Origin of the sequence: Brevundimonas faecalis (assembly GCF_040549405.1) — a bacterium.
Lineage (GTDB): Bacteria > Pseudomonadota > Alphaproteobacteria > Caulobacterales > Caulobacteraceae > Brevundimonas > Brevundimonas faecalis.
This window is the reverse complement of sequence record NZ_JBEPTF010000002.1, coordinates 163,523-186,440: the sequence shown is the minus strand read 5'-3', so window position 1 is coordinate 186,440 and position 22,918 is coordinate 163,523. Positions and strand designations below refer to the sequence as shown.

Genomic DNA, 22,918 nt, shown 5'->3' with positions numbered 1-22,918 from the left:
CCTAGTTCATCCAGAGCGTCGCCGGGTTCTCCAGCAGGGTCTTGATGCGCTGCACGAAGACCGCCGCGTCATGGCCGTCGACGATGCGGTGATCGAAGCTGGAGGACAGGTTCATCATCTTGCGCACGACCATCTGGCCGTTCCGCACCACGACGCGCTCCTCGATCTTGTTCGGACCGACGATGGCGACTTCGGGATGGTTGATGATGGGCGTGTGCACCACGCCGCCGAGCGTGCCCAGCGAGGTGATGGTGATAGTCGAGCCCGACAACTCCTCGCGCTTGGCGCTGCCGTCCTTGGCCGCGCCCGAGACGCGGGCGATTTCCAGGGCGGTGTCATAGGCGTCGCGCGCCTCGGCGTGACGGACGACCGGGACCATCAGGCCGTTTGGCGTCTGGGCGGCGATGCCCAGATGGACGGCGGCGTGCTGGGTCAGGACGCCGGCCTCGTCGTCGTACCAGGCGTTGATCTGCGGCTGATCCTTCAGGGCCACGACGATGGCGCGGGCGATGAAGGGCAGGACGTTCAGCTTGGGCTTGCCGGTCTGCTTGGCCTGGGCGTTCAGGTGGGCGCGCAGCTCCTCCACCGCCGTCATGTCGATGTCCTCGACATAGGTGATGTGCGGGATGCGACGGACGCTCTCGGCCATCTTCTCCGCGATCTTGCGGCGCAGGCCGATGATGCGGACCTCGGTCGTCCCTTCGGCCCTGGCGTAGAGCGAACCGCCCGAGGCCGTGGTCGGAGCCAGGGTCCCGCCGCGGGCGACGAAGGCGTCCAGGTCGGCGTGTTCGATGCGGCCGGCCGGGCCGCTGCCCGGGACGAAGACCAGGTCGACGCCCAGGTCGCGCGCGCGGTTGCGCACGGCCGGAGAGGCCAGCGGGCGCTCGCCCGGCTGACGGCCGGTCAGGGCCGGAACCGGCTTGGCCTCGGCCTTGGAGGCCGTCTGGGGCGCAGGCGTCGAGGCGGGCCTGGCCGCCGGCGCGGGGGCGGCCTTTTCGGTCTTGGCGGCGGGCGCCGGAGCAGCGGCCGGGGCCTCGGCGACATTGCCCTTGCCCTCGACCTTGAAGCTGACCAGGGGACCGCCGACCGGCAGGGCCTGACCGGCCTCGCCGTGCAGGGCGACGACGGCGCCGGCGACGGGCGAGGTGATCTCCACCGTCGCCTTGTCGGTCATGACCTCGGCCAGGATCTGGTCTTCCTCGACCGCGTCGCCAACCTTGACGTGCCAGGCGACCAGCTCGGCCTCGGCCGTGCCTTCGCCCACGTCGGGCAGCTTGAAGACGTGGTTGGCGCCGGCGGCGACGGCCGGCGCGGCCTTGGGCGCTTCGACGGCGGCGGGGGCGGGTTCCGAGGCGGGTTCAGGCGCGACGGCCGCAGGGGCGGGCGCCGGCGCCGGTTCGGCGGCGGCGTTGCCTTCGCCCTCGACCTCGAACTCGACCAGGGGGCCGCGCACCGGGATCATCTGGCCGGGCTCGCCGTGGATGGCGATGACCTTGCCGCTGACGGGGGCGGTGATCTCCACCGTGGCCTTGTCGGTCATGACGTCGGCGACGATCTGGTCTTCCTCGACCATGTCCCCGACCGCGACGTGCCAGCCGACGAGCTCGGCCTCTGCGGTGCCTTCGCCCACGTCGGGCAGCTTGAAGACGAAACGACCCATCTTAGCGTCCTCCGGCCATGACGCTCTTCAAGGCGTCCGCGACCCGCTGCGGTCCCGGGAAATATTCCCATTCAAAGGCGTGCGGATAGGGCGTGTCCCAGCCGGTCACGCGCGCCACCGGCGCCTCCAGGTGATAGAAGCAGCGTTCCTGCACCAGGGCGCTCAGCTCGCCGCCGAAGCCCGAGGTCTTGGGCGCCTCGTGCACGATGACGCAGCGGCCGGTCTTCTTGACGCTGGCCTCGATGGTCTCGATGTCCAGCGGCACGAGCGTGCGCAGGTCGATGACCTCGGCGTCCACGCCCGCGTGCTCGGCGCCGGCCAGGGCGACCCAGACCATGGTGCCGTAGGCCAGGATGGTGACGTCGTTTCCTTCGCGCATGACGCGGGCCTTGCCGATCGGCTCGACATATTTGCCGGTCGGGACCTGGGCCAGCTCCTGGGCCTTCCACGGCGAAACCGGCTTCTCGTGCCAGCCGTCGAAGGGGCCGTTGTAGAGACGCTTGGGCTCGAAGAAGACGACCGGGTCGTCGTCCTCGATGGCGGCGGTCAGCAGGCCCTTGGCGTCATAGGGATTGCTGGGGATGACGACCTTCAGACCCGCGATGTGGGTGAACAGGGCCTCGGGCGACTGGCTGTGCGTCTGGCCGCCGAAGATGCCGCCGCCGTAGGGGCTGCGGATCGTGATCGGCGAGGTGAACTGACCGCCCGAGCGGTAGCGCATCTTGGCCGCTTCCGAGACGATCTGATCATAGGCCGGATAGATGTAGTCGGCGAACTGGATCTCGACCACGGGGCGCAGGCCGTAGGCGCCCATGCCGATGGCGGCGGCGACGATGCCGCACTCGCTGATCGGGGCGTCGAAGCTGCGGGTCAGGCCGTGCTTCTGCTGCAAATGATCGGTGACGCGGAAGACGCCGCCGAAATAGCCCGCGTCCTCGCCGAACGACAGGACGTTGGAGTCTTCCGACATCTTGACGTCGAGCGCCGAGTTCAACGCCTGAATCATGTTCATGGGCGCAGTTTGGGGTGCAGTGGTCATGATCAGACTCCGACCTCGCGGCGCTGTTCGACCAGGCGCCAGTCCTCGGTCGCATAGACCTCCTCGAACATGGTCTTCACGCTGGGGCGCGACTGGCCCAGGGTGCCGATGGCCTCGGATTCCTTGCCGGCGGCGCGGACCTGTTCGACGGCGTCCTTCTCTGCGGCTTCCTGCTGTTCGTCCGACCATTCGCCGAGGGCGATCAGGTGCTGCTTCAGGCGCTCGATCGGATCGCCCAGGGGCCACTTCTCATGCTCGTCGCCGGGGCGGTAGCGGCTGGGGTCGTCCGAGGTCGAGTGCGGGGCGCCGCGATAGGTGAACAGTTCGATCACGGTCGCGCCCTGGTTGGTGCGCGCGCGCTCCTCGGCCCACTGGGTCGCGGCCCAGACGGCCAGGAAGTCGTTGCCGTCCACGCGCAGGGCCGGCAGGCCGTAGCCGATGGCCTTGGCCGCGAAGGTGGTCTCAAGACCGCCGGCGATGCCCATGAAGGACGAGATGGCCCACTGGTTGTTGACCACGTTCAGGATGACCGGGGCGCGATAGACGGCGGCGAAGGTCAGGGCGTTGTGGAAGTCGCCTTCCGCCGTGGCGCCGTCGCCGATCCAACTGATGGCGATCTTGTCGTCGCCCTTGTAGGCGCTGGCCATGGCCCAGCCCACAGCCTGCGGCACCTGGGTGCCCAGGTTGCCCGAGATGGTGAAGAAGCCGTAGTCCTTGGCCGAGTACATGATCGGCAGTTGGCGGCCTTTGATCGGGTCTTCGGCGTTGGAATAGATCTGGTTCATCATGGTCGCCAGCGGATAGCCGCGCGCGATCAGGAGACCCTGTTGGCGATAGGTGGGGAAGCCCATGTCCTCGCGGCTCAGGATCATGCCCTGGGCGACCGCGATGGCCTCCTCGCCGGTGCACTTCATATAGAAGCTGGTCTTGCCCTGGCGGTGGGCGCGGTGCATCCGGTCGTCGAAGGCGCGGGTCAGGATCATGGCCTTCAGGCCGCGACGCATGACCTCGGGGTCCAGTTTCGGATCCCAGGGACCGACGGCCTTGCCCTCGTCGTCCAGGACGCGGATCAGGCGGAAGGCGTGATCGCGCATGTCATAGGGGGCGGTCGACACCTCGGGTCGGCTCACGGCGCCGGCGGGGTCGAACTGCAGGTGACTGAAGTCGGGCGCATCGCCCGGACGACCCGAGGGCTCCGGCACGCGCAGCGACAGGGTGGGGGTGTTCTTCATCATGCGTCCCGTCCGGTTGATCCGTCCGCGTTTCCTCTAGGAAGAGGGCATAGCATGGCGCGTGTCTGTTGGCTTTCCTAAAAATACCCTTGCCAAATGCCGATTTGGGGTATTTTATTGCGTCAAATCCCCATTTGGAGAAACGCATTTGGCCGACGAACTTGATCCTATCGACGCCCGCATCCTCGACATCCTGCAGCAGGACGCCGGCCTGTCGGTCGCCGAGGTCGCCGATCGCGTGGGCCTGTCGGCCTCGCCGTGTTGGCGCCGGATCAAGAGACTGGAGGACTCTGGCCTGATACGCAAGCGGGTCACGCTTCTGGACGCCGGCCTCCTGGGCCTGGACTTCGAAGTCTACGCCATCGTCAAGCTCAGCCTGCCCTCGCGCGAAAACCTCGACATCTTCGAAAAGGCCGTATCCGATTGGCCGGAAGTGGTCCAGTGCGCCACCATCACAGGCCGCGAGGACTACGTCCTGCGCATCATCACCTCGGACATGCACGCCTTCGACCAGTTCCTGCGCGACAAGCTGCTGACCCTGGGCATCGTCTCCGACTGCGCCAGCCATATCGTCACGCGCGGCGTCAAGAACGTCACCACCCTTCCGCTGGGCATCATCACGCCCCACGTCGGCTAGTGGCCGCCGGTTCGGCCGCGCCTGTGTCTGAACCCGGATATTCGTTCCGGCGCTGAAGGCGTCAGGACAGGTCCCTCAGGAACCTCGCCAGGGCGGCGCTCACCTCCTCCGGTCGCTCCTGCTGGATCCAGTGGCCCGCGTCGGGCAGGACGATCTGGCCGCGCAGATCGGTGAGCCAGTCCTTCAGTCCGGCCTCGTGCACGCCGGCGTAGCGGCGCACCGGGTCCCGCTCGCCGACCAGGAAAAGGGAAGGGCGGTCGATCCCGCGGTCCTGCAGGAAGGCCGTCAGGGCCCAGTTGCGATCGATGCAGCGATACCAGTCCAGCGGTCCCTTGAAGCCCGAGGCGGCGAAGGCGGCGACATAGGCGTCGAAATGATCGGGGCTCATCCATGGCGGCGGGGCGGCCCGGTCCGAGACGCTGTCCATCAGGCTGACCCCGTCCGGCAGGAAGCCGGTCGACTGGTCCGCGTCGGACGTGGCGCCGTCGAAGGACCAGAACATCTTGCGCAGGGCCGTCGCCGGATCGGCGTCCATCTCGACATGGGCGTCGGCGGCCTGGAACCGCTCGATATAGAGGTCGCCCAGGCCCGCCCTCTTCGTGATTGCGGCCATGGCGGTGGTCGGCGGCCCCTTCGGACGGCGCGGCTGGAAGGGGACGGACAGGCCGGCCACGGCGCGGAACAGATCCGGCCGCATCAGGGCGCAATGCCAGGCGACGACGGCGCCCCAGTCGTGGCCGACCACGACGGCCTGATCCGCGCCCAGCGCCCGCACCAGATCGACCATGTCCCCGACCAGATGCAGGATGGAATGCTCGGCCTCGTCCGCGGGCCGGTCGGTCCCGCCATAGCCGCGCATGTCGGGGGCGACGGCGTGGAATCCGGCCTCGGCCAGGGCCTCGACCTGGGCGCGCCAACTGACGCCCAGTTCGGGGAAGCCGTGAAGCAGCAGGAGCAGGGGGCCTTCGCCCGCCTCGATCACCTGCTGGGTCAGGCCGTCGGTCGCGATGCGGCGGGTCTGCATGGGCGCTCCTCCCTGTCGCGCGCAGCCTGACTCGCTTTTCGACTTCTGGCGAGAGGGAGACGCGTTCCCGTTCCGTTTCGCCGCGAGGGAGGCTATGGATCGGCCGTGACCGACTCCGCGATCGCATCCCTGTCGGAGGTTTCCGCGCCCGCCGACCTTCCGCCCGCCCTGGCCACCCCGCCGGGCGCGGGCGCGATCTGTGACGCCTCGGGCGCCAGGAAGATCGGGCGCGGGGCGGCCGAGGGCGTCTTCACCGGGGGTCCCGTCCTGGTGGCCCACGCCGGTCTGACGGCCCGTCGCCTGGGCCTCAGCCCGCCGCCGCGCTCGGCCGACATGCTGGACGTGCTGGAGCTCTACGCCTTCGTGCGGCCCGCCCGTTTCTGCGCGCCTTCGCCGACGGGCCTGGCCCTCGCCCTGGGACGGTCTGAACCCAAGGGTGCGGAGGCTCAGGCCCAGGCCCTGCGCGACGCCGCCGCCGACCTGCTGAAGGAATTGGCCGATCCTGCCTATCCGGGACGGGAGGAGGCCTTCACCCTGGCCGGAACCCTGGACCGGGCGGGCTGGGCCTGGGGGCCGCGCGTCCTGGCCGCGCTTCAGGCCGGACCGCTGCGCGACCGGCGCGAGCGGGGCTCGGGCCTGGACGTCTGGGCTCGCCTTCAGGAATGGGAGGACGAGGCGCCGCGCGGCGAGGCCGGCTCGGCCCCCGTCGATTCCGAAAGCGCCCGCATCCGTCTGGACAAGCTGCTGCAGGCCTCGGGTCTGGATGAGACCCGGCCGGCCCAGTCCGACTACGCCGCCGAGGCCGCCTACGCTTTTTCGCCGCGAAATGAGGAGGGGCGTCCGCGCGTCCTGCTGGCCGAGGCGGGCACCGGCACCGGCAAGACCCTGGGCTATCTGGCCCCCGCCAGCCTGTGGGCCGAGCGCAATTCGGGGGCGGCCTGGGTCTCGACCTATACCCGCGCCCTGCAACGCCAGATCGACCGCGAAAGCCGCGCCCTGTGGCCCGATGAGGCCGAGCGCCGCAAGAAGACGGTGGTGCGAAAAGGCCGCGAAAACTACCTTTGTCTGTTGAACCTGCAGGACATGATGCAGGCGGCCCAGCTGGGGAACGGCGACCTGATCGGCATGGCCCTGGCCGCGCGCTGGGCCGCCCATACCCGCGACGGCGACATGACCGGCGGCGACTATCCCGGCTGGCTGCCGGGCCTGTTCGCCGTGCCCGCGGGGCATCAGGCGGGACCGGCCAATCTGGTGGACCGGCGCGGGGAATGCGTCCACGCCGCCTGTCCCCACTATCGCCTCTGCTTCGTCGAGAAGACCATCCGCGCCAGTCGGCGGGCCGACCTGGTGGTCGCCAATCACGCCCTGGTCATGACCCAGGCCGCCTTCGACGGCGCCCGCACCGCGCGCGGTCTGAAGCAGGACGGCGAGACGGCGGCGTTGAAGCGCATCGTCTTCGACGAGGGCCACCATCTGTTCGACGCCGCCGACAGCGCCTTCTCCGCCGCCCTGTCGGGCCAGGAGGCCGCCGAACTGCGCCGCTGGATCAGAGGGCCCGAGGGGCGCGGTCGTCGCGGGCGCGGGTTGGAGCAGCGGTTGGGCGACCTATGCGCCGACAACGAAGCCGCCGCCAAGGCCCTGAAGGACGCGCTGCAGGCCGCGGCCGCCCTGCCGGGCGAGGGCGTGTCGGGCCGCATCGCCCCCGCCTCGGGCGAGGTCAATCCGATCGGCCCGATCGAGGCCTTCCTGGTCGCCGCCCTGGAGCAACTGCGCGCCCGCAGCCAGGAGAGCGGCGGGACCGACTTCGGGCTGGAATGCGCCCTGCGCCCGGCGACCGAGCCGGTGCTGGAGGCCGCCCGCGCCGCCGCCCGCGCCATCGCCGCCGTCGAGGCGCCGCTTCTGGCCCTGTCGCGCCACCTCGAGGACATTCTGGACGAAGAGGCCGCAGAGCTGGACGGCGCCGCTCGCGCCCGTATCGAGGGGGCGCTGCGCGGCATGGACCGCCGCGCGCGCATGACCCTGCCGGGCTGGCGCTCCATGCTGGCGGCGCTGGAGGAGGGGGGCGACGAACCGGACCCGGACTTCGTCGACTGGCTGTCGGCCGAAGCCGCCTTCGGCCGCATCCACGACGTGGCTCTGCGTCGCCACTGGATCGACCCGACCGTGCCTCTGGAGGCGGCCGTGGTCATGCCCGCCCACGGGGTGCTGATCACATCGGCCACCCTGACCGACCCGGCGGCCGAGGATCCCTTCGACCTGGCGCGGTTGCGCAGCGGGGCGGCCCGGTTGATCGAGCCGGCGCGGACCCTGAAGGTCGACAGTCCCTTCGACTACGCCGTCAACAGCCGCATCATCGTCGTCAACGATCTGACCAAGGACGATCCGCGTCAGATCGCGGCCGCCATGCGCGAACTCTTCCTGGCGGCGGGCGGCGGGGGCTTGGGCCTTTTCACCGCCATTCGCCGTCTGAAGGCCGTCTATGAGCGGCTGGGGCCGGACCTGGCTCGGGCGGGGATTCCCCTCTACGCCCAGCACGTCGATCCGCTGGAGGTCGGCGCTCTGGTGGACGTCTTCAGGGCCGAACAGGACAGTTGCCTGCTGGGCACGGACGCCGTGCGGGACGGGGTGGACGTGCCGGGTCGCTCTCTGCGCGTTCTCGCCTTCGACCGGGTGCCCTGGCCGCGCCCCGACCTGTTGCACAAGGCCCGACGCGAACGCTTCGGTTCGGGATCGGGCGGGCGCTCCTATGACGACGCCCTGGCGCGCGGTCGCATCGCCCAGGCCTTCGGCCGGCTGATCCGGCGCGCCGACGACCGGGGCGTCTTCCTGATGCTGGACGCCGCCTGCCCGACCCGTCTCTTCTCGGCCCTGCCGCCGGGGGCGGAGGTCCTTCGCATGGGTCTGGCCGAGGCGGTCGAGCTGACGCAGGCCTTCCTGAGCCCCGACGCCGCTCCCGGCGGCGAAGGGCCCTCCTAGGCGTCATGGCCTTGTGACCTCGGCGGGCGCACGATACCCCTGAACAAAATCAAGGAGACGCCCATGACCGCCCTCGACGTCGACGCCGTGCTTCGCGACCTGCCGGATTGGCGCCGCGCCGACGATCCGCGCCCGGCCATCGCCCGGACGTTGAAGTTCGCCGACTTCAACGCCGCTTTCGGCTTCATGACGCGTGTGGCGCTGCTGGCCGACAAGGCGGATCACCATCCCGAATGGTCGAATGTCTACAACCGGGTCGAGGTGCTGCTGACCACCCATGACGCGGGCGGCGTGACGGAACGGGACACGGCGATGGCCCGGTTCATCGACGAAATCGTGAAGGGCCAGGTCGGATGAGCGCCTCTCGTCCGGGTCGCGTTGCGGGCAAGGCGGCCCTCATCACCGGGGCGGCCGGCGGTCTGGGTCAGGCCATGGCGCGCATGTTGGCGAAGGAGGGGGCCAGGGTCGCCCTATCCGACCTTGACCTGAACGGCGCGCGCGCCCTGGCCGACAGCATCAACGCCGAGCATCCCGGTTCCGCCCATGCCTATGAGCACGACGTGACGCGCGAGGACGACTGGGTCCGGGTCGTTGCAGCGGCGGCAGAGGACATGGGCGGCCTGTCCATCCTGGTGAACAACGCCGGCATCGGCGGTTCCCTGGCCTGGGCCGAGCAGGACACGCTGGACAACTGGCGGCTGGTTCAGGCGGTGAACATCGAGTCCGTCATGCTGGGCTGCAAGCACGCCCTGCCGCATCTGCGGGCCTCGGGGGCGGGCTCCATCGTCAACATCTCCTCGATCGCGGGACTGGCGGCGGCGCCGGGCCTGGGCGCCTACAACGCCACCAAGGCGGCGGTCTGGCTCTATACCAAGACCGTGGCGCTGGAGTGCGCCAAGGCGGGTTGGAACGTCCGCGCCAACTCGGTCCACCCGGTCTTCATCAAGACCCCGATCCTCGATCCCTTCGTCGCCATGGCCGGCGGCGACGAGGCGACGGCCCACGAAAAGCTGGCGCGCGGCATTCCGCTGAAGCGGATCGGCGAGCCGGACGACGTGGCCTACTGTGTTCTGTACCTGGCCTCCGACGAGTCCAAGTTCGTCACCGGATCCGAGTTCAAGATCGACGGCGGCATGACGGCGCAGTGACCTGTCTTTCCTCCCCATTCATGGGGAGGTGGATCGGCCGCGCAGCGGCCGAGACGGAGGGGGCGGCGCCGACCTTTCCGCATAAACCGAGAACGTCAGGCGTCGCGTCGACCCCTCCACCGCTTCGCGGTCCCCCTCCCCACAGAGTGGGGAGGAAAAAGAAAAACGCCCCGATCTTTCGACCGGGGCGTTCTCATGTTCAGGCCTGGCCGTCGCGGAGACGCTTCAGGTCCGGCGCCAGGGCCTCGTCGGTCAGGATGGCGATGGCCTCCTCGACCGTGACGATGGTCTGGGCTTGGGAGCCGAAGCGGCGGATGGCGACCTTGCCTTCCTCGGCCTCCTTGCGGCCGACCACGGCGATGGCGGGGACCTTGGCGACCGAGTGTTCGCGGATCTTGTAGTTGATCTTCTCGTTGCGCAGGTCGGTCTCGACGCGCAGGCCCGCCGCGCGGAACTTGGCCGCCACGTCCTCGGCGTAGCCGTCGGCGTCAGACGTGATGGTGGCCACCACGGCCTGGGTCGGCGCCAGCCACAGCGGGAAGGCCCCGGCGTAGTTCTCGATCATGATGCCGATGAAGCGCTCGAACGAGCCCAGGATCGCGCGGTGCAGCATGACCGGGCGGTGCTTCTGACCGTCCTCGGCGATGTAGGTGGCGTCCAGACGCTCGGGCAGGACATAGTCCAGCTGAATCGTGCCGCAGGTCCATTCGCGGCCGATGGCGTCCTTGACGATGAAGTCCAGCTTGGGCGCGTAGAAGGCGCCGTCGCCCTCGGTGACGACCGGCTCGGTCCCGGCGGCGCGGGCGGCCTCCAGCATCTGGGCCTCGGCCTTGTCCCAGAATTCCTCGGTGCCGGCGCGCAGCTCGGGGCGGGTGCCCAGGCTGATGTACTTGGTCTCCATGCCCAGGTCGGCGTGGACCGAATAGGCCAGCTTGATGAACTCGGCCGTCTCCTCGACGATCTGGTCCTCGCGGCAGAAGATGTGGGCGTCGTCCTGGGTGAAGCCGCGCACCCGCATCAGGCCGTGCAGCGAGCCCGACGGTTCATAGCGGTGGCAGGCGCCGAACTCGGCCATGCGCAGGGGCAGTTCGCGATAGGACCGCTGGCCCTGATCGAAGATCTGCACGTGGCCCGGGCAGTTCATCGGCTTGAGGGAAAGGGTTTCGCCCTCGACCGTCTCGCAGACGAACATGTTGGCGCGGTACTTGTCCCAGTGGCCCGAGGCCTCCCAGAACTTGCGGTCCAGCACCTGAGGCGTCTTGACCTCGACATAGCCTGCGGCGTCCAGGCGACGGCGCATATAGGCCTCCAGCACGCGCCACAGGACCCAGCCCTTGGGGTGCCAGAAGACCATGCCCCGGCCCTCTTCCTGCATGTGGAAGAGCTCCATGGCGCGGCCCAGCTTGCGGTGGTCGCGCTTCTCGGCCTCCTCGATACGCAGCAGATAGGCGTCCAGGTCCTCCTTGGTCGCCCACGCCGTGCCGTAGATGCGCTGCAACTGGGCGCGGTTGGAATCCCCGCGCCAATAGGCGCCGGCCAGCTTGGTCAGCTTGAAGGCCTTGCCCACGAACTTGGTCGTGGGGAAGTGCGGTCCCCGGCACAGGTCGGCCCATTCGCCCTGCTTGTAGACGGTGATGGTCTCCGTCTCGGGCAGGTCGCGGATCAGTTCGGCCTTATATTCCTCGCCGATCTTTTCGAAGTGGGCGATGGCGTCGTCGCGGTTCCAGACCTGACGCTCCAGCGGGGCGCCCCGGTCGATGATCTCGGCCATCTTCTTCTCGATCTTCGGGAAGTCGTCGGTCGAGAAGGGCTCGTCGCGGGCGAAGTCGTAATAGAAGCCGTCCTCGATGGCCGGGCCGATCGTGACCTGGGTGCCGGGGAACAGCTCCTGCACCGCCTGGGCCAGGACGTGGGCGGCGTCGTGACGGATGGTCTCCAGCGCCTCGGCGTCGTCGCGCATCAACAGGCGGAAGTCGCCGTTCCCGTCGATGACGCGGTCCAGGTCGCGCTGCTCGCCGTTCCAGACGACCAGGGCCGCCTTCTTGGCCAGAGAGGGCGAGATGGCGGCGGCCACGTCGCGGCCCGTCGAGCCGGCCGGATACTGACGCACGGCGCCGTCGGGAAATTTCAGTTCGATCATGACGGTCGTTCTTTTTCGGTCTTGGCGGGCGGCACGGGATCATAGCCCGAACCGCCGAAGGGATGGCATTTACAGAGACGGCGCAGGGTGAGCCATCCCCCCCGAACCGGACCGTGCTGGATCAGGGCGTCGCGCCCATAGTCCGAACAGGTCGGCAGAAACCGGCACGACTGGCCGAAGAAGGGGGACAGCGTCACCTTGTAGCCCCGATGGGCCGCGCGGACGCTGCGTTCGTAGAGAGACATCGGTCCCTTCGCCGGGGGCTCTGTTTCGGGTTCGCGCCGCTTATCCCTCTTCATCGCAGGGGGATCAACCGGACGAAGCCTTCAGGCCGCGCCGGCGAGGCGAGTTCGCGTATCGTCGTGTCGTTTCGCCAAAGCCTGATTCTCTTGGGCCTGTTTCACGGCGTCGAGCGTCGCCTCCAGCGCCACCATGGTCGAGGCGTGGCGCGCCGGATAGTCCGCGACCTGCTTCAGGACGCGCAAGGCTTCGAACCGGCCCTCGGGACCCTCGCCGCCGGACTTCAGCATGGCCGACATGGCGTCGCGCGCGGCTTCGATCTCCTGGACCGAAGCGCCGAGGACGGCTTCGCCGATCACGCCCGCCGCCGCCTGGCCCAGAGCGCAGGCCTTCACCGTCTGGGCGAAGTCGCTGACGCGGCCCGCGTCGTCCAGCATCACGTCGACCACGGCCTTGGAGCCGCACAGCTTGGCCACCCGCTCGGCCGTCCCCTCGGGCGCAGCCAGCCGCCCGCTGTGCGGCAGGTTGGCCGCCAGCGACAGGATGCGCGCGCTGTAGAGGTCGTCGATCATGGGCGGAAGATAGGGCTTTCGAGGCTGAGAGAGAAGAGCACGACGCCTCTCCCTCCCACTTGGGGGAGGGTGGCTGACGCCTAGCGTCAGACGGGTGGGGGCGCTTCGGCAAATCAGGCGCTGCGCCCGTATCGCCCGGCCCTCCCCACCCGGTCGCTTCGCGACCACCCTCCCCCAAGTGGGAGGGAGAAGCGCGGCGGCTGTTTCCTAGCCGCCCTGAACCGACGACCAGGTGCGAGCCGATCCGGCGGTCAGGGCCGGGGCAGGCGTCGCGGCGACGGTCGAAGCGGCCGTCCGTTCGGCCAGCCAGCGCAGGTTGGCGTCGGCGACTTCCGGCGGCAGGTCGCGGCGCAGAATCTGTTCGGCCTCGCCGGTCTTGCCCTGCAGCCCCAGGGCCAGGGCCAGGTTCTGGCGCACCTTCAGGGTCGCGCCCGGCTGGGCGGCGGCGCGACGCAGCAGGATTTCCGCCGCCGGCGCGTCCCCTTCGCCCATGCGGGCAATGGCGGCGTTGGTCAGGACGTCGGGGTTGTCGGGCGACAGGCGCAGGGCCTCGGTCCAGGCCGTCTTGGCGTCGTCGGGACGACGAACCTGCTGATAGGCCACGCCCAGCAGGGACAAGGGGCGCCAGTCGCGCGGCGCGGTCGCCCTGGCCTGTTCCAGGGCCGCGATGCCGTAGAAGGCCTGGCCCCGCGCGATATGGGCGCGGCCGACCTCCAGCATGGCCTCGATGTTGGCGGGCTGGACCGTCAGCACGCCCTGGGCCGTCTCGGCCGCCTGGTCGAACTGTCCCAGTTCGCGCAGGGCCTGGGCGGTCTTCACCCCCGCGACCGGGTCCATCGGATTGATCCGCTGCTCATTGGCCCAGAAGACCGAGCGGCTGAGGGCGTCGGCCCGGTCATAGCTGGCCCGCGTCGCCGCGTCGGCGGGCAGGGCGGCCTGCGGAGCCTGTTGAGCCTGGGCTTGGGCGTTCTGGGCCAGGGCGGCGCCCGGCGCGGCCAGAAGGACCAGAGTCAAGGTTGCGGCGGCGGCGGCGGTGCGCGACATGTCGAAAGGTCCGGACGGTTTGCCTCGGCCTTCAGGGTCGCGCCTCCGCGTCAAAACTTGGTTAATCGGCCTTTAAAGGCCGGAAAGGCTCCTCATGTCCGCCTCCCGCTCCGAACTGCTGGTCGCCGCCGCCCCGGCTGCGCGTCCCGTGCGCCTGATCGACCCGGCGGGGGTCAAGGCGCTGGCGGGCCGTCTGGCCGCCTGGGCCTCGGCGAACAGCTTCACCGGCAAGGCAGGCCAGCTTATGATCGTCCCCGGCGACGACGGAGCCCCGGAATCGGCCCTGTTCGGGACGGGGGAGGCCTTTGATCCCATGACCGCGCGCGCCTTGTCGGCGCGCCTGCCCGAGGGCGACTGGCGTCTGGAAGGGGCCGGGAGGGGCGATCTCGCCTGCCAGGCCGCTCTGGCCTTCGCACTCGGCGGCTATCTGTTCGACCGCTACAAGGCCCGGCCCGAGCGCGGTCGCGCCCGCCTGGTCGCGCCCGAGGATCTGGACCTGGCCGAGACCCTGAACATCGCCGCCGCCGCCGCCCTGGCCCGCGAAATGGTCGACACCCCCGCCGCCGACATGGGGCCGCACCAGCTCGAGACCATCGCCCGCGAGATCGCGGAGGCTTCGGGCGCCGTCCTGACCGTCACGACCGGCGACGCCCTGCTGGAGGAAAACTACCCCGCGGTCCACGCCGTCGGTCGCGCCGCCGCCCCGCACCGGGCGCCGCGCGTCATCGAGATCGGCTGGAATCTGGACCAGACGGACCGTCCCCTGGTGGCCCTGGTCGGCAAGGGGGTGGTGTTCGACACCGGCGGCCTGGACCTCAAGCCCGCCGCCGGCATGCGCAACATGAAGAAGGACATGGGCGGCGCCGCCCACGCCCTGGCGCTGGGCCGCCTGATCATGCAGGCGAACCTGCCGATCCGATTGGTGGTCCTGGTCGCGGCGGTCGAGAACGCGGTGTCCGGCGACGCCTTCCGTCCCGGCGATATCCTGAACAGCCGCAAGGGCCTGACGATCGAGATCGGCAACACGGATGCGGAGGGCCGCCTGATCCTGGCCGACGTCCTGACGCGGGCGGGCGAGCATGAGCCGGACCTGACCCTGGACTTCGCCACCCTGACCGGGGCGGCCCGCATCGCCCTGGGGCCGGAACTGCCGCCCCTCTACACCGACGACGAGGCCCTGGCCGAGGGGCTGCTGGCGGCCGGCCGCGCCGTGGGCGACCCCTTGTGGCGCATGCCCCTGTGGGCCGGCTATCGCGCCTCCCTGGACAGCGAGATCGCCGACGTGCGCAATGATTCCGCCGCCTGGGCCCAGGCCGGATCGGTGACGGCGGCCCTCTTCCTGCAGAAGTTCGCCCCCGCCTCGGGAAGCTGGGCGCACATGGACGTCTTCGCCTGGAACCCTCGCGCCCGTCCCGGCTGGCCGGAAGGCGGGGAATGCCAGGCCCTGCGCGCCTGCTACGGCTATCTGCGCGAACGATTCGGCTGACGGCTCCGCCTGTTAACGCGCGGTTTGGCTTCGGCGTTTACAAAGGGCGGCTAACCCGTGTGAACCGCCGAGTCCCGATTGACCGACGTCCTCGACCTGATCCCGCCCGGCGCGCCCCTGATCCTTCGGGACGGGGATCGCGCCGTGCTGGCCGAGCAGGCGCTTGAGGGCCTGGCGCCCGCGCTCGCCTATCGCCGGACCGAGGCCATGCACGGCCGCCTGCCCGTGGCCGACATCCTGTCCGACGCCGATCAGCGCATCGATCAGCTTCTTCACGGAGAGGTCTTCGACGTCCTGCACCGCCACGGCGACCGCGCCTGGGGTCGTGCGCGTCGCGACGGCGTCGTCGGCTGGATCTCCCTGAACGCCCTGGCGCCCGGCGCGCCCCTGGCCGTCCGCCGGGTGGCCTCGGTCGACGCCGTCCTGCCGCTGAACGCCCTGGTGGGCGAGGTCCTGCCGGAGGGCCTGTCCGAAGCCGACCTCTGTCCGGTCGGAGAGTTTGAAACCGATCCGGTCGCCGTGGCCGAGCGCCTGCTGGGCCGTCCGCACGCCCTGGGCGCCCGGACGTCCCGTGAAACCGACTGCTCCGGCCTGGTGCAGCAGGCCCTGCTGGCCTGCGGTCTGCCGGGGCCGCGCCGTTCCGATGCTCAAGCCCTGCTGGGCCGGGCCGTCGCGCGGGCCGAGGCGCGGCGCGGCGATCTGGTCGTCTGGCTGTCGTCCGGCGCGGAAGACTGGACTGGTCACTCGGCCCTGATGCTGGACGCCGAGCGGATCATCCATTCGACCGGCGCCCGAGGCGGCGTGGTGGTCGAGCTCTTCGCCGAGGTCGAGGCCCGCCTGACGGCCGACGGCTTCGCAACCGCCGTCTTCCGGCGCGTCTGATCCCCTAGCGCTTTTTCACGGGTCGCGGGGTTCGCGCGCGCCTTGATCCTTGGTCCTGCCTCAGTCCTTGGTTTATGTGGCGCAGCGACCCTGGAGACCCCATGACCGACGCCCCCGCCGCACCTGTTCGCCACAGCCGCAAAGGGTTGATCATCCCCTTCGCCATCGTCTTCGTCGGCCTGGCCCTGTGGACCGGCTGGTGGTTCTTCCTGACGCAACAGATCGAGAAGAAGCTGGAAGGCCGTATCGCCCGGCTGGAGCAGTCGGGCTGGACCGTGAAGCACGCGGGCGTGACCACGACGGGCTGGCCCATGCGGGCCCGGGTGGCGATCAAGCATGTCGACGTCACGGCGCCCTCCGGCCACGCCGTCGCCGCGCCCGAGATCGTGGCCGAGGCCAACGCCTACAACCCGACCAAGTGGGTGATCATCGCGCCCGACGGCCTGGTTCTGACGCGCGGAGAAAAGGGCAAGGTCGCCGTGCGCGCCGAAGCGATCCGCATGAGCGTCCACGGCCTGACGCAGCGCTGGCCCAATGTGGCGGTCGAACTGGCCAAGCCGGTCTTCACCGCCCTGCCGGAAGCCGAACCCTTCCCCCTGTCCAGGGCGGCCTCGATCCAGTTCTACATGCGGCCGCACGTGGCGGGCTCTAACGCGCCGACCGACGACGTGGACGTCCTGTTCCGCCTGGTCGACGGTCAGGGACGCCCCAATGGTCCGGTCGAGGGGCTGACCCAGTCCGGCCTGCTGAACGCCCAGGTCGAGGCGGTGGTGCAGAAGGCCAGCGCGCTGAAAGGCGCCGACGCCCGAGGTCTGCTGTCGGCCTGGACCGCCGCGGGCGGCCGCTTCGTCGAGATGAGGGGCGAGCTAGGCGCGGGCGAAAGCAAGGCCTTCCTGTCCAGTTCCGCCCTGTCGGCCGACGACAAGGGCCGTCTGCAGGGCGAGGTCTTCCTGCGTGCGGAGAAACCCTTGGCCGCCATCGTCGGCCTGGCCGGCGTCCAGCAGGGCGGGGCCCTGGACCGCGCCGCCGCCGCCCGCGCGGCGGCCGCCACGCCCCAGGGCGGGACCGGCGATCAGGGCCAGGGCGTCGACCTGGTGCTGAACTTCCGTGGGGGGCGGACCTATCTGGGCCCCTTCGCCCTGGCGCCCGCGCCCCAGCTGTTCTGACATGCTGGTCGAACCGCCCGAGGACCTTGAGCGCCTGGTCCTGGACCGCGCCCTGATCGCGGCGGCGCGGGCGCGGATCGCCGCCGGACCGCGCGGCTCGGCCGACGCCGACGCCATCGCCCTGCGTGAGCTTCTACGCGACATTCCGGCGGCTGAGCGTCCGGCCGTACGCGCTGTGCTGGGCCGTATCGAGGCCGGGGCCGGCCCGGCGCTGGCGACCTGTGGGCCGTTGTCGCAGTCGCTGGCCGCCGACCGTTGGGGCCTGATCGGCCGTCCGGTCGTGGAGCCGGATCAGGCGCTGGCGACCGCCCGCCAAGGCGGCCGCGCCCTGATCGATCTCGGCGCCCGACCCTGGTGGGCGAAACTTCTGGCCCTGCCCATGCTGAAGGTGATCGCCGCCCTGCCGGACGACGCTGCGGGCGTTCCTCGTGCTCTTCTGGTCTCGACCGAGGCGCCCGGTCCGACCGGCGACGACCGCACCTTCTGGGTCACGGACAGCCCCTTGCCCGACGCCCGCATCCTCGCGGCCCTGGGCGAGGCGGGCCTGGCCGCCGCTCCCCTGGCGGCGGGCGGCGGCTTGAAGCTGTTCGCCCTGACAGGCTATGTGCAGGCGGAGGACGGGCGGTTGATCGATGCTCCCGGTCGTCTCCATGGCGTCATCGGCGCCGCTCCCGTCTACTGACCGCAGACCCTTCGAGGATGACGCCCATGACCGCTGCGACCGCCGCGCCCGCCCCCAAGCCCGGCATCCTCGACATCGCCCCCTATGTCGGCGGCAAGGGTTCCATCGCCGGCTTCGCCGAGCCGATGAAGCTGTCCTCGAACGAGAACGCCCTGGGCGCGGGCGAGAAGGCGCGCGAAGCCTACGCCGCGGCCCTGAAGAACATCCACGTCTATCCCGACGGCCGCGCGACCAAGCTGCGCGAGGCCGTCGCCGCCCACCACGGCCTGGAGCCCGAACGCCTGATCTTCGGCAACGGCTCGGACGAGGTCTTCGCCCTGCTGAACCAGACCTATCTGCAGCCCGGCGACAACATCGTCACCGGCCAGTACGGCTTCCTGGCCTATCGCATCTCGGCCAAGGCCTGCAGCGCCGAGGTCAAGCTGGCGCCCGAGCCGAACATGAAGGCCGAGGTCGAGGCCATCCTCGAACAGGTCGATGACCGGACCCGGATCGTCTACGTCTCCAACCCGTCCAACCCGACCGGCAGCTGGAACTCGGGCGAGGAGATCCGCCGCCTGCACGCCGCCCTGCCGGCCCACGTCATCCTGGTGGTGGACGAAGCCTACGCCGAATTCGTGGTCGAGCCGGAATGGGAGAGCGCCTTCGCCCTGGCGCGCGAGGCGTCGAACATCGTCGTCACCCGCACCTTCTCCAAGATTCACGGCCTGGGCGGCCTGCGCATCGGCTTCGGCTATGCGCCCCTGGCGATCGAACAGGCGGTGGACCGCATCCGCCTGCCCTTCAACGTCTCCGTTCCCGGCTTGGACGCGGCGACCGCCGCTCTGTCGGACGAGGCGCACCAGAAGGCCTCGCGCGATCTGGTGCTGGACTGGCGCCCGCGCATGACCCAGGCCGTTCGCGGCTTTGGTTTCGAGGTCTTCCCCTCGGCGGGCAACTTCGTCCTGGTCCGCTTCCCTGACGAGAAGCGCAGCGCCGCCGCCGCCAACGACTATCTGAACTCCAAGGGGATCATCGTGCGTCCGGTCGGCGGCTACGGCCTGCCTGACTGCCTACGGATCACCATCGGGACCGAGGACCAGAACCGCGCCGTCATCGACGCCCTCAGCGAGTTCGCCGCCCTCTGATCCTGGGCGGGGTCAGTTCCCGCTGTGGAAGCGGACGACGCCGATCAGGCCCGCGCGCCAGACGTGGTCGTCCTCCACCAGGGGGCTGTTCTTGATGTCGCCCAGCCGCTGTTCGTAGTTGACGAAGGCCCCCATGCCGAAGCGGTCGCCGATCGGCACGGCCAGAAGGGCGGCCGCGCCCAGGCCTGAAAGCCCGCCCGAGGGTTCGAAGGCGGTGAAGCCGCCGCCCGCCGCCTCGGCGGTCGTGACGCCGTAGTAGCGGCGCGCCCGTTCGTCGTTGATCCCCCGGGCGTAGCCCATGACCTGCAGCAGGCCGATGCGGGTCACGCGCTGATGGCCGACCGAGGCGAAATACTCCAGGCCCGCGTCGTCGCCCGTCGCGTCATGCTGGATGCGGCCCCCGACCACCAGGTTCCCGGGCAGGCGCTTGTAGGCGTAGACGGCGGCGTCCGCGCCCAGGCCGGGCCGGTCCAGGGTCGTGCCTTCGATGTCGCCGGCGGCGAAGCGTGGGCGCAACTGGACCCCGGCGCGGAAGTCGTCCGTCTTGACCGCGTTCCAGCCCAGGCCGTCCAGGCCGTTGGCGTAGACCACGTCGCGATAGGAGGCCGAGCCCCAGGCCGTCCAGTTGACGTCCTGGCCGGTGTTGCCGGTCGCGCTGAAGCCGCGAACCACGCCGCCGCCGACGTCGACCTTCCAGGTCCGGGGCGTCTCCACCTGCTCATAGGGCTGGGCCTGGGCCAGGGCGGCCGAGGCGGGCAGGCAGGCGGCGAGCGCCAGGGCGATGGGGGCGACGGCGCTGCGGGCGCGGCTGAGGGTCATGGGGCGTCCTTGATCATTGGGCCGAAAGGGGAGGCGACCCGTGGATCCCCAACGCAAAACCTAGGTTTTTGGCTGTAACAAGGCGGTCGAGGCCGTTTCGACGCTCTCTTCCAGGCGGTTCATGAATTCGGCGCGCTTCAGTCCCGCCGGGATGGGCGGCAGGAATTCGAACACCACCACGCCCGGATGGCGCTTGAAGCCGTGGGCGGGCCAGTGGACGCCGGAATTGGTGGCGATCGGCCAGCACGGCGCGTCCACGTCGCGATAGATGGCGGCCACGCCCGGCTTGTAGTCCGCCGGTTCGCCCGGCGCGGTACGGGTGCCTTCGGGGAAGATGACGATCTGACGGCCTTCGCCCAGGCGGGCGCGGGTCTGGCGCACCATGTCCTTCAGGGCCTTGGCGTGGGCGGCGCGATCCACGGCGATCATCTTGGTCTTCCAGGCGAACCAGCCGAAGAAGGGCAGGGGCATCAGCTCCTTCTTCAGGACGAAGCAGGGATCGTCCAGGAAGGCGAAGGGCGCCACCACGTCCAGCATTCCTTGGTGCTTGGCCGCGATCAGGGCCGGACCGGTCGGGCGATGTTCAAGCCCGCGCACCACCACCCTGACCCCGGCGATCCAGCGCAGGCCGAACAGGACGAACCGCGCCCACAGCTTGATCACGCCCATGGCGGCCCCGTGCGGCATGAGCAGGGCCGGCGACAGGAGGACCGCGAACAGCGGCATCGACAGATAGAGCCACAGGGTGAAGATCAGGGATCGGACGGTGGTCATGTCGCGGGCTCGGCCTTTTCGGCGGGGGCTTCGGCTTCCGCCGGGCGTTCGGGGTGGCGGCCGGTCAGGCGATGCATGGCCTCGCGGCCCAGCACGGCCAGGTATTTCATGTATTCCAGCGTCATGCGCCGGGCGGTCTCGGCCGCGCGCCACCAGCGGGAATCGTCCAGCGACGGCGTGGAGACGGCGTAGGGCGTCAGCCGTACGCCCGGCGCGGCGCCCCGGATCTCCAGCAGGCTGCGCGGCATGTGATAGTCGGAGGTGACGACGATCAGGTCGTCATAGCCCTTGGATCGGGCCCAGGCGGCGATCTCGCGCGCGTTGCCGACGGTGTTCTCGGCCTCGAAGCCCAGGTCGACGCAGCAGTTGAACAGCTTGCTGGACCCCGGCGTCAGGGCGCGCAGCTCCCGGCGACGGACCTCGCGGTTGACGCCCGAGATCAGGACGCGATCGCCCTTGTCCTGCTCCAGCAGGCGGATGGCCGCGTTGACGCGCTCGGCCGAGGGACCGGTCAGGGCGACGATGGCGTCGGCCCGCGCGGGCTCGGGCGCGGGCGTCAGGTCGCGCACGCGCTCGGCGAAGACGAACAGTCCCACCAGCCACATCAGGGCCGCCACGACGATCAGCGTCAGGTACTTCATCACGCCTACCTAGCCACGACCGCCCAGCTTCGCCAGCGCCGTGAAGCGGGCGGCGGCGACGGCGACGCCGCAGGCGGCCAGGGGGCAGGCGATCAGGATCAGCAGGTCGCCGAAGGCCAGGGGCAGGGCCGGGGTCAGGCCGCCCGCGCCGCCGACCAGTCGCGCCAGGGCCAGCAGGAGGGCCGCTCCCGCCGCTCCCGCCGCCCCGGCGCGCGCCGCCAGGCCGCCGAAGCGACGCTGGAACAGGCCGGCGACATAGCCGTCCGTGGCGCCGTTCAGGCTCAGGGTCTCGATGACGGCCGCCTGGGCCGCCATGCCCGCGCGGGTGGCGTAGGCGATGACCGCCGCCGTGGCCGCCGCGATCAGCAGGAAGGCCGCCCCCGCCAGGGCCGCGACCACGCCCGCCGAACGCTCGACCTCTCCGCGCCACAGGCTGTGGTCGTCGACCGTGGCGTCCAGCCCGGCCTCGGCCAGGGCGCGGCTCAGGGTCGTCGCGCTCGCGGGGGCCTCGGCGTCCAGGCGGACCGTGACCAGATAGGGCATGGGCAGGTCCGGCAGCACGGCCTCTCCCACCCAGGGGCGCAGCAGGGCCTCGGCCGTCTTGCGGTCCATGGCCTCGGCCTCGGCCACGCCCTTTACCCCGGCCAGGACCTCGGCGGCCCGGCCTGCGGCCGTGGGACCGGTCTCGTCCACGCGGGGGCGGACCTGGACCGTGGCCTCGTCACGCAGGCGTCCGGCCCAGCCGTGGGCGGCCCGGTCGGCCGCCAGGGCGCTCACGGCGGCGACGGAGGCCAGGAAGCACAGGACGCCGATGACGACGGCCAGCCAGCGCTCGCCGCCCGAATCGCGGGGCAGCAGGCTGGGTCTGCGCGTGAACAGGGCGCCGATCATGCGGCCTCTCCCGTCGCCGGGGCGGCCTGGCTCAGCCGGCCGTTCTCAAGTCGCAGGACGGTCGCGCCGACCCGTTCCGCCAGGGCCTCGTCATGGGTGGCGATCAGGACCGTCGCCCCCAGCTTGTGCAGGGATTGGAACAGCCGCATCAGCTTCTCGCCCATGGCGCGGTCCACGCTGCCGGTCGGCTCGTCGGCCAAGATCAGGCGCGGCCGTGTGATGACGGCGCGGGCGATGGCCAGGCGTTGCTTCTCGCCGCCCGACAGGGCGGGGGGCAGGGCGTCCATCCGGCCGCCCAGGCCGACCCAGCGCAGCATCTCCTCCACGTCGGCGCCGAAGTCGGCGGGACGCTCGCCCGCCAGGGTCAGGGGCAGGGCGACGTTGTCGAAGGCCGTCAGGTGGTCCAGCAGGCGGAAATCCTGGAAGATCACCCCCATCCGCCGTCGCAGGGCGGGCACGGCGGCGCGCGGCAGCTCGGTCACGTCCTGCCCGAACAGGGTGATTCGCCCCGTTTGCGGCCGCGCGGCCAGGGTCAGAAGCCGCAGCAGCGAGGACTTCCCGGCGCCGGACGGTCCGGTAAGAAAGTGGAAAGAGCCCTGCGGCAGAATAAGGTTAACGTCCCGCAGAACCGCGGGTTGGTCCGCATAGCCGAAGCCGACGCCCCGCAGGCGGACGGAGTCGGGCGCGGAATCGGGATCGGCGGCGCGTCGGGTCGAGTTCGGCATCGGGTTTCTTATT

The 22,918-nt window shown here is 70.4% G+C and carries 22 protein-coding genes; 9 read left to right on the top strand and 13 right to left on the bottom strand.

The features are described 5' to 3' along the window. Nucleotide 1: 1 nt before the first annotated feature. From ABIE19_RS08890 to ABIE19_RS08880, 3 genes are read right to left on the bottom strand one after another with little or no spacing between them, the layout of a single operon-like run. The gene (locus tag ABIE19_RS08890) at nt 2-1,660 is read right to left on the bottom strand and encodes a dihydrolipoyl dehydrogenase family protein (RefSeq protein ID WP_354088804.1); all 1,659 of its coding nucleotides are present in this window, start codon (nt 1,658-1,660) and stop codon (nt 2-4) included. 1 nt (nt 1,661) lies between these two features. Beyond that, on the bottom strand, nt 1,662-2,699 hold the full coding sequence (locus ABIE19_RS08885) for an alpha-ketoacid dehydrogenase subunit beta (protein WP_354088803.1): 1,038 nt from the start codon (nt 2,697-2,699) through the stop codon (nt 1,662-1,664). A 2-nt stretch (nt 2,700-2,701) separates the two neighbouring features. Continuing rightward, nucleotides 2,702-3,934 (bottom strand): 3-methyl-2-oxobutanoate dehydrogenase (2-methylpropanoyl-transferring) subunit alpha, encoded by a 1,233-nt coding sequence (locus ABIE19_RS08880; protein ID WP_354088802.1) that lies wholly within the window; start codon nt 3,932-3,934, stop codon nt 2,702-2,704. A 145-nt stretch (nt 3,935-4,079) separates the two neighbouring features. Between ABIE19_RS08880 and ABIE19_RS08875 the strand changes: the two genes are divergently transcribed. Continuing rightward, entirely contained in the window at nt 4,080-4,568 is a 489-nt protein-coding gene (locus tag ABIE19_RS08875) for an Lrp/AsnC family transcriptional regulator (protein ID WP_354088801.1), read from the top strand. 61 nt (nt 4,569-4,629) lie between these two features. Here ABIE19_RS08875 and ABIE19_RS08870 read toward each other — a convergent pair whose 3' ends face one another. Then, nucleotides 4,630-5,592 (bottom strand): alpha/beta fold hydrolase, encoded by a 963-nt coding sequence (locus ABIE19_RS08870; RefSeq protein ID WP_354088800.1) that lies wholly within the window; start codon nt 5,590-5,592, stop codon nt 4,630-4,632. Nucleotides 5,593-5,697: 105 nt separating this feature from the next. On the opposite strand from ABIE19_RS08870, the gene ABIE19_RS08865 reads away from it, so the two are divergent. The 3 genes from ABIE19_RS08865 to ABIE19_RS08855 all read left to right on the top strand — a co-directional run bounded on the left by ABIE19_RS08865 (nt 5,698) and on the right by ABIE19_RS08855 (nt 9,716). Continuing rightward, on the top strand, nt 5,698-8,568 hold the full coding sequence (locus ABIE19_RS08865; protein ID WP_435521142.1) for an ATP-dependent DNA helicase: 2,871 nt from the start codon (nt 5,698-5,700) through the stop codon (nt 8,566-8,568). A gap of 63 nt (nt 8,569-8,631) precedes the next feature. After that, nucleotides 8,632-8,925, top strand: a complete 294-nt coding sequence (locus ABIE19_RS08860; RefSeq protein ID WP_354088799.1) for a 4a-hydroxytetrahydrobiopterin dehydratase — start codon at nt 8,632-8,634, stop codon at nt 8,923-8,925. Beyond that, nucleotides 8,922-9,716 (top strand): SDR family oxidoreductase, encoded by a 795-nt coding sequence (locus ABIE19_RS08855; RefSeq protein WP_354088798.1) that lies wholly within the window; start codon nt 8,922-8,924, stop codon nt 9,714-9,716. The genes ABIE19_RS08860 and ABIE19_RS08855 overlap by 4 nt, the downstream gene beginning before the upstream one ends. 199 nt (nt 9,717-9,915) lie before the next feature. Here the strand turns inward: ABIE19_RS08855 and thrS are convergent, their stop codons facing one another. From thrS to ABIE19_RS08835, 4 genes are all read right to left on the bottom strand, one after another. Then, nucleotides 9,916-11,856: a threonine--tRNA ligase gene (thrS, locus tag ABIE19_RS08850; protein ID WP_354088797.1), complete on the bottom strand. Its 1,941-nt coding sequence runs from the start codon at nt 11,854-11,856 to the stop codon at nt 9,916-9,918. Continuing rightward, entirely contained in the window at nt 11,853-12,101 is a 249-nt protein-coding gene (gene yidD / locus ABIE19_RS08845; protein WP_354088796.1) for a membrane protein insertion efficiency factor YidD, read from the bottom strand. Before yidD ends, thrS begins: the two co-directional genes overlap by 4 nt. A gap of 81 nt (nt 12,102-12,182) precedes the next feature. Then, complete coding sequence (locus ABIE19_RS08840; RefSeq protein ID WP_354088795.1) at nt 12,183-12,668, bottom strand: iron-sulfur cluster assembly scaffold protein; 486 nt, start codon at nt 12,666-12,668, stop codon at nt 12,183-12,185. A 207-nt stretch (nt 12,669-12,875) separates the two neighbouring features. Further along, nucleotides 12,876-13,712, bottom strand: coding sequence for a tetratricopeptide repeat protein (locus tag ABIE19_RS08835; RefSeq protein ID WP_354088794.1), 837 nt, complete (start codon nt 13,710-13,712; stop codon nt 12,876-12,878). A 94-nt stretch (nt 13,713-13,806) separates the two neighbouring features. Here ABIE19_RS08835 and ABIE19_RS08830 point away from each other — a divergent pair, with 94 nt between their 5' ends. The 5 genes from ABIE19_RS08830 (at nt 13,807) to hisC (ending at nt 19,055) form a co-directional block, all read left to right on the top strand. After that, nucleotides 13,807-15,198, top strand: coding sequence for a leucyl aminopeptidase family protein (locus ABIE19_RS08830; RefSeq protein ID WP_354088793.1), 1,392 nt, complete (start codon nt 13,807-13,809; stop codon nt 15,196-15,198). A 78-nt stretch (nt 15,199-15,276) separates the two neighbouring features. Next, nucleotides 15,277-16,080, top strand: a complete 804-nt coding sequence (locus ABIE19_RS08825) for a C40 family peptidase (RefSeq protein WP_354088792.1) — start codon at nt 15,277-15,279, stop codon at nt 16,078-16,080. A 101-nt stretch (nt 16,081-16,181) separates the two neighbouring features. After that, the gene (locus ABIE19_RS08820; protein WP_354088791.1) at nt 16,182-17,246 is read left to right on the top strand and encodes a DUF2125 domain-containing protein; all 1,065 of its coding nucleotides are present in this window, start codon (nt 16,182-16,184) and stop codon (nt 17,244-17,246) included. 1 nt (nt 17,247) lies between these two features. Further along, nucleotides 17,248-17,928, top strand: coding sequence for a hypothetical protein (locus tag ABIE19_RS08815; RefSeq protein ID WP_354088790.1), 681 nt, complete (start codon nt 17,248-17,250; stop codon nt 17,926-17,928). 26 nt (nt 17,929-17,954) lie between these two features. Further along, complete coding sequence (hisC, locus tag ABIE19_RS08810) at nt 17,955-19,055, top strand: histidinol-phosphate transaminase (RefSeq protein WP_354088789.1); 1,101 nt, start codon at nt 17,955-17,957, stop codon at nt 19,053-19,055. A 12-nt stretch (nt 19,056-19,067) separates the two neighbouring features. Here hisC and ABIE19_RS08805 read toward each other — a convergent pair whose 3' ends face one another. The 5 genes from ABIE19_RS08805 to ABIE19_RS08785 are packed head-to-tail and all read right to left on the bottom strand — an operon-like array spanning nt 19,068 to nt 22,905. Next, on the bottom strand, nt 19,068-19,874 hold the full coding sequence (locus tag ABIE19_RS08805; protein WP_354088788.1) for a MipA/OmpV family protein: 807 nt from the start codon (nt 19,872-19,874) through the stop codon (nt 19,068-19,070). Nucleotides 19,875-19,934: 60 nt separating this feature from the next. Further along, a complete protein-coding gene (locus ABIE19_RS08800; protein WP_354088787.1) occupies nt 19,935-20,648 on the bottom strand; it encodes a lysophospholipid acyltransferase family protein in 714 nt (237 codons plus the stop codon). Further along, the gene (locus ABIE19_RS08795) at nt 20,645-21,289 is read right to left on the bottom strand and encodes a YdcF family protein (RefSeq protein ID WP_354088786.1); all 645 of its coding nucleotides are present in this window, start codon (nt 21,287-21,289) and stop codon (nt 20,645-20,647) included. The genes ABIE19_RS08800 and ABIE19_RS08795 overlap by 4 nt, the downstream gene beginning before the upstream one ends. A gap of 9 nt (nt 21,290-21,298) precedes the next feature. Beyond that, nucleotides 21,299-22,180 carry a cell division protein FtsX gene (locus tag ABIE19_RS08790; protein WP_354088785.1) on the bottom strand — a complete coding sequence of 294 codons (882 nt, stop codon included), beginning with the start codon at nt 22,178-22,180 and terminating at the stop codon, nt 21,299-21,301. After that, the gene (locus ABIE19_RS08785; RefSeq protein ID WP_354088784.1) at nt 22,177-22,905 is read right to left on the bottom strand and encodes a cell division ATP-binding protein FtsE; all 729 of its coding nucleotides are present in this window, start codon (nt 22,903-22,905) and stop codon (nt 22,177-22,179) included. The genes ABIE19_RS08790 and ABIE19_RS08785 overlap by 4 nt, the downstream gene beginning before the upstream one ends. Nucleotides 22,906-22,918: the final 13 nt, after the last annotated feature.

Bases quoted from the DNA above. Each gene is read 5' to 3' on its own strand.
- ABIE19_RS08890 (WP_354088804.1), bottom strand. From the start codon at position 1,660: ATGGGTCGTTTCGTCTTCAAGCTGCCCGACGTGGGCGAAGGCACCGCA.
- ABIE19_RS08885 (WP_354088803.1), bottom strand. From the start codon at position 2,699: ATGACCACTGCACCCCAAACTGCGCCCATGAACATGATTCAGGCGTTG.
- ABIE19_RS08880 (WP_354088802.1), bottom strand. From the start codon at position 3,934: ATGATGAAGAACACCCCCACCCTGTCGCTGCGCGTGCCGGAGCCCTCG.
- ABIE19_RS08870 (WP_354088800.1), bottom strand. From the start codon at position 5,592: ATGCAGACCCGCCGCATCGCGACCGACGGCCTGACCCAGCAGGTGATC.
- ABIE19_RS08860 (WP_354088799.1), top strand. From the start codon at position 8,632: ATGACCGCCCTCGACGTCGACGCCGTGCTTCGCGACCTGCCGGATTGG.
- ABIE19_RS08855 (WP_354088798.1), top strand. From the start codon at position 8,922: ATGAGCGCCTCTCGTCCGGGTCGCGTTGCGGGCAAGGCGGCCCTCATC.
- thrS (WP_354088797.1), bottom strand. From the start codon at position 11,856: ATGATCGAACTGAAATTTCCCGACGGCGCCGTGCGTCAGTATCCGGCC.
- yidD (WP_354088796.1), bottom strand. From the start codon at position 12,101: ATGTCTCTCTACGAACGCAGCGTCCGCGCGGCCCATCGGGGCTACAAG.
- ABIE19_RS08840 (WP_354088795.1), bottom strand. From the start codon at position 12,668: ATGATCGACGACCTCTACAGCGCGCGCATCCTGTCGCTGGCGGCCAAC.
- ABIE19_RS08835 (WP_354088794.1), bottom strand. From the start codon at position 13,712: ATGTCGCGCACCGCCGCCGCCGCCGCAACCTTGACTCTGGTCCTTCTG.
- ABIE19_RS08830 (WP_354088793.1), top strand. From the start codon at position 13,807: ATGTCCGCCTCCCGCTCCGAACTGCTGGTCGCCGCCGCCCCGGCTGCG.
- ABIE19_RS08820 (WP_354088791.1), top strand. From the start codon at position 16,182: ATGACCGACGCCCCCGCCGCACCTGTTCGCCACAGCCGCAAAGGGTTG.
- ABIE19_RS08815 (WP_354088790.1), top strand. From the start codon at position 17,248: ATGCTGGTCGAACCGCCCGAGGACCTTGAGCGCCTGGTCCTGGACCGC.
- hisC (WP_354088789.1), top strand. From the start codon at position 17,955: ATGACCGCTGCGACCGCCGCGCCCGCCCCCAAGCCCGGCATCCTCGAC.
- ABIE19_RS08805 (WP_354088788.1), bottom strand. From the start codon at position 19,874: ATGACCCTCAGCCGCGCCCGCAGCGCCGTCGCCCCCATCGCCCTGGCG.
- ABIE19_RS08800 (WP_354088787.1), bottom strand. From the start codon at position 20,648: ATGACCACCGTCCGATCCCTGATCTTCACCCTGTGGCTCTATCTGTCG.
- ABIE19_RS08795 (WP_354088786.1), bottom strand. From the start codon at position 21,289: ATGAAGTACCTGACGCTGATCGTCGTGGCGGCCCTGATGTGGCTGGTG.
- ABIE19_RS08790 (WP_354088785.1), bottom strand. From the start codon at position 22,180: ATGATCGGCGCCCTGTTCACGCGCAGACCCAGCCTGCTGCCCCGCGAT.
- ABIE19_RS08785 (WP_354088784.1), bottom strand. From the start codon at position 22,905: ATGCCGAACTCGACCCGACGCGCCGCCGATCCCGATTCCGCGCCCGAC.